General features: G+C 54.2%; 5 protein-coding genes. 2 read left to right on the forward strand and 3 right to left on the reverse strand.

Annotated features, from left to right (window positions below; translation table 11 throughout):
* Positions 1-159: 159 nt before the first annotated feature.
* Positions 160-408, forward strand: a complete 249-nt coding sequence (locus JIN81_RS18680) for a hypothetical protein (RefSeq protein WP_200283577.1) — start codon at positions 160-162, stop codon at positions 406-408.
* An 81-nt stretch (positions 409-489) separates the two neighbouring features.
* On the opposite strand, the gene JIN81_RS18685 is transcribed toward JIN81_RS18680, so the two are convergent.
* The 3 genes from JIN81_RS18685 to JIN81_RS18695 form a co-directional block, all read right to left on the reverse strand.
* Positions 490-1,188, reverse strand: coding sequence for a substrate-binding domain-containing protein (locus JIN81_RS18685; protein ID WP_200283580.1), 699 nt, complete (start codon positions 1,186-1,188; stop codon positions 490-492).
* 39 nt (positions 1,189-1,227) lie between these two features.
* A complete protein-coding gene (locus JIN81_RS18690; RefSeq protein WP_200283583.1) occupies positions 1,228-1,569 on the reverse strand; it encodes a GntR family transcriptional regulator in 342 nt (113 codons plus the stop codon).
* 190 nt (positions 1,570-1,759) lie between these two features.
* Positions 1,760-2,038, reverse strand: a complete 279-nt coding sequence (locus JIN81_RS18695) for a transposase (protein WP_200283586.1) — start codon at positions 2,036-2,038, stop codon at positions 1,760-1,762.
* Between the two features lie 102 nt (positions 2,039-2,140).
* Between JIN81_RS18695 and JIN81_RS18700 the strand changes: the two genes are divergently transcribed.
* Complete coding sequence (locus tag JIN81_RS18700; RefSeq protein WP_200283588.1) at positions 2,141-2,917, forward strand: PEP-CTERM sorting domain-containing protein; 777 nt, start codon at positions 2,141-2,143, stop codon at positions 2,915-2,917.
* Positions 2,918-3,175 lie beyond the last annotated feature (258 nt).

Here is a 3,175-nt window from a genome sequence, read left to right on the forward strand (position 1 = left end):
ACCATTCCCTTTGCTCAACAAACCGAGGAGTGAGTTCATCGAAATCCCGAACCGATCCACCTATCGAAAGGTCGCTTAAGGACGCGCCATTCGGGCCTGGGAGAGCTCACGCTTACCGGCGAGATCACCGTCAACAGCATCCTGATCGAGGAAGGCACCGTGAACCAAGTCAGTGGCGAAGTAACCGCTGTGGCCATCGCAACTTCCCCGGGAACCAACCCGGACACGCTCAAGACCACCCTCACTTTCTCTGCCGTAGGAAACGTAGACATCTACGCCTCAGATGACTTGGTCACATGGGGAAGCCCGCTTGCGACCGACGTGGCCAGCTCTCCGTTTGAAGAGGACAACCTCACCAGCGGGCGGAGATTCTATCTCGTGCTTTTAACCGGATCGCCTGCTCCCTGAGGGCTGTGTGGAAACGCCGACTGGCCCCGCAGTAGGAGCCTCTCGTTCAAGATCAGGCGCCTGAGTGCAGTGACCCAGTTCTCAGCGAATGTCGCGGATGCTCTCTCCCCAATCGAATGCCCGGCCCATCAACTTGTAGCCCTGCGGACGAAGTTCATCCCGCAACCATTTATCGAAAAGCTTGAGCCTGGCATTGACGACATCCCTTAGGTCCTCTCCTCTAACCCGGGGAGCGGCAATTCTCGGCATCAGAAACCTTATCAGATGGTGATGCTCGATGGTAACCACCGACAGGTGGGACGGGATGCGCAAACCGGCAATGTGACAGAAACCGTAAAGCGAAAACAAGATCGGTGTATAGATGCACACGACTGCGGTGGGCTGGAAGCGAGTGAGGGAGCGCTCCCAAAACGCTTGGAAACGTTGCTCGTCATCCAGGGGAAACAATGGAACCATTTCCGCTTCTCCAAACGAAACACCTACATCGGATGCCGCGTAGGCCGCCACGATCGATTCCCGCAGGTTGGATCGAAGAATCGGTGTCAAGATCCGGCGATGGCCCCTTTCATCGAGATGCCCTAGGATCGATGAGACGACCTGCTCAATGCTCAAGCCCCATCCGGATTCACCTAGTTTTGGGGTAATGGGTGCACCCGCCAGTCGATAGACCGGAAGATCGATTTCGTTGAGTTGCTTACTCCAACATTCGAGTGCTTCAAACGCAACTACCGCACGCACGTGGTTTGTCGAGATCTCTTGATCCAACTCATCGTAGGACATGGGCCGCTCCTTTCGAGGAAGAGAGATCACGTTGCCCTTTTAAAAGTGCTCCCGCCACCGTTCCTCAATGCCAACTAACAGCTCCAAGCTCAGCTCGCTCAGCCTATCTCGCTTTGGCGAGATGATCAATAGATTGGAAGCTTGGTTCTTGCGAATTCCTTGGGGCGAACGAATCCGGATCTTTTGTCCATTCTTGGGTGCCTCAAGATACCCCTCATCAACAAGATAACGAATCGCTGCCCGGACACTGGGGACCGAGACACCGAGTTCCTTGGCCAGTTTGAGTTGCCCGGGCAGGAACTTTGTCCGACTTCCGTGCTCGATCTCGGACTTCAACTGGTCCGCCACAAGGCGGGGTGTCGACTGAAGATTGATGGACATGATGCTCTCGACGGAGAAATTCGCGCTCCCTTGCACGACAAATCTCCCCTCGGGGCAACTAGTAAGGAAAACTGATGGGTTTACGCCAGCAGAATGCAAGATAGGCATCAAGTCTGGAATGGTAGTGTCCGGGGACACCCAAAATGTACCACCCTGTCCCCCGGGACGGCTTCGCGGCGACGGGCCGGACCTACCACTTTCCCTTCGCGATCTCCTTGAGTATGTCCATGTCCAGGGCCTGCTCCGCAACAAGCTTCTTGAGCCTCGGATTCTCTTTCTCGAGCTCCTTGAGGCGCCTCACCGCTTCCGTCTTCGCACCACTGTATTCCTTGTTCCAGCGGTGATAGGTCGCCACGCTGATCTCCAGCTTCCGGCAGACTTGTTCAATGCTCGTCCCGCGTGCCAGCTCCTCACTGGCGGTGCGCAATTTTTTGACGATCTGTTCTGGCGTGTGTCCTTTCTTCTTCATGAGGGTCAATCCGGCTCACGCCGGGGACTCTCATAGCATCTGGATCAAATTTTGGGGAGCACGCCACCAGTAATTAAATGTGACTGGTTATCTAAGGGGAGAATGGCTTCCGCTGAGAGGGTTGGCAGCGATAAATTGATTTCAGTTTGGAAAGCTCTTGCCGGACATTGCGAATCTAAAACAATAATTGTGAAAAATCGACTTACAATCCTCGTGGTCACTGGTGCACTTGCTGCATCTGCGAATGCTGCGACAATATCTCTAGAAAACTCTTCGTTTGAATTGCCGGTTGCTTCTGGCGGTCTTACCAGCCCGGGTGGGTTCAGCGGGGCAACACCAGCAGGCTGGATCAGGACAGGCAGTGGTGGAAGATTTAATCAGTCTACAACGCCAGGGGTTGACGGCGACCTGACAGTTTTCCTCCAAGGGGGTAATGCTGCGAATTTGACTGGTGGCACTATTGCCCAGCGAATTGACAATCTAACCGTTGGCACTGGATCACTGCTTGATGGCGAGACATTTGATTTCACGCTAGCAGCTCGTAATGCTAATGGTTCTCCAACTTTCAACTTCGACATCCGAACCGCGGCAGATCCTACCACAGGATTTAGTCTCTTGAACGGGTTTGTGACGAGCTCAACATTCTCGGGCAATCCCTTCCAAGATATTGACGTGGCAGGAACTGTAGATCTCGCTCAGGTCAGCGGTCTACTCGTGGGCGGCGAATACACTGGGCAAGTTTGGCTCATCGCAAACACCAATGGCCCTCAGGTTAATTTCGACAACGCCCGCTTAGAGTATAACGCAATCCCAGAGCCAAGCTCTACCGCTCTTGTCGGTCTTGCTGGTCTTGGTTTGCTCTTGCGCCGTCGCAAGTAACTACTGCTAGGAATTTGCTTTTTCAGAGAGGGTGCCGCAAGGGAAATCAGGCCTGCCTCAGGGCCGTGGAAAAGGGGGTTGAATGTTGGTCGATGCCGAGGAGGGGACGGTTGAGGTGGGGTGAGGGGACAATCAACCGGGAGAATGTCAAAGTGTTTGGGCTGACCCGAATGGCGCGTCCTTAAGCGACCTTTCGATAGGTGGATCGGTTCGGGATTTCGATGAACTCACTCCTCGGTTTGTTGAGCAAAGGGAATG

Source organism: Haloferula rosea (genome assembly GCF_016595525.1).
In the GTDB taxonomy this organism is placed as follows: Bacteria; Verrucomicrobiota; Verrucomicrobiia; order Verrucomicrobiales; family Akkermansiaceae; genus Haloferula; species Haloferula rosea.

Bases quoted from the DNA above. Each gene is read 5' to 3' on its own strand.
- JIN81_RS18685 (WP_200283580.1), bottom strand. From the start codon at position 1,188: ATGTCCTACGATGAGTTGGATCAAGAGATCTCGACAAACCACGTGCGT.
- JIN81_RS18690 (WP_200283583.1), bottom strand. From the start codon at position 1,569: ATGTCCATCAATCTTCAGTCGACACCCCGCCTTGTGGCGGACCAGTTG.
- JIN81_RS18695 (WP_200283586.1), bottom strand. From the start codon at position 2,038: ATGAAGAAGAAAGGACACACGCCAGAACAGATCGTCAAAAAATTGCGC.
- JIN81_RS18700 (WP_200283588.1), top strand. From the start codon at position 2,141: ATGGCTTCCGCTGAGAGGGTTGGCAGCGATAAATTGATTTCAGTTTGG.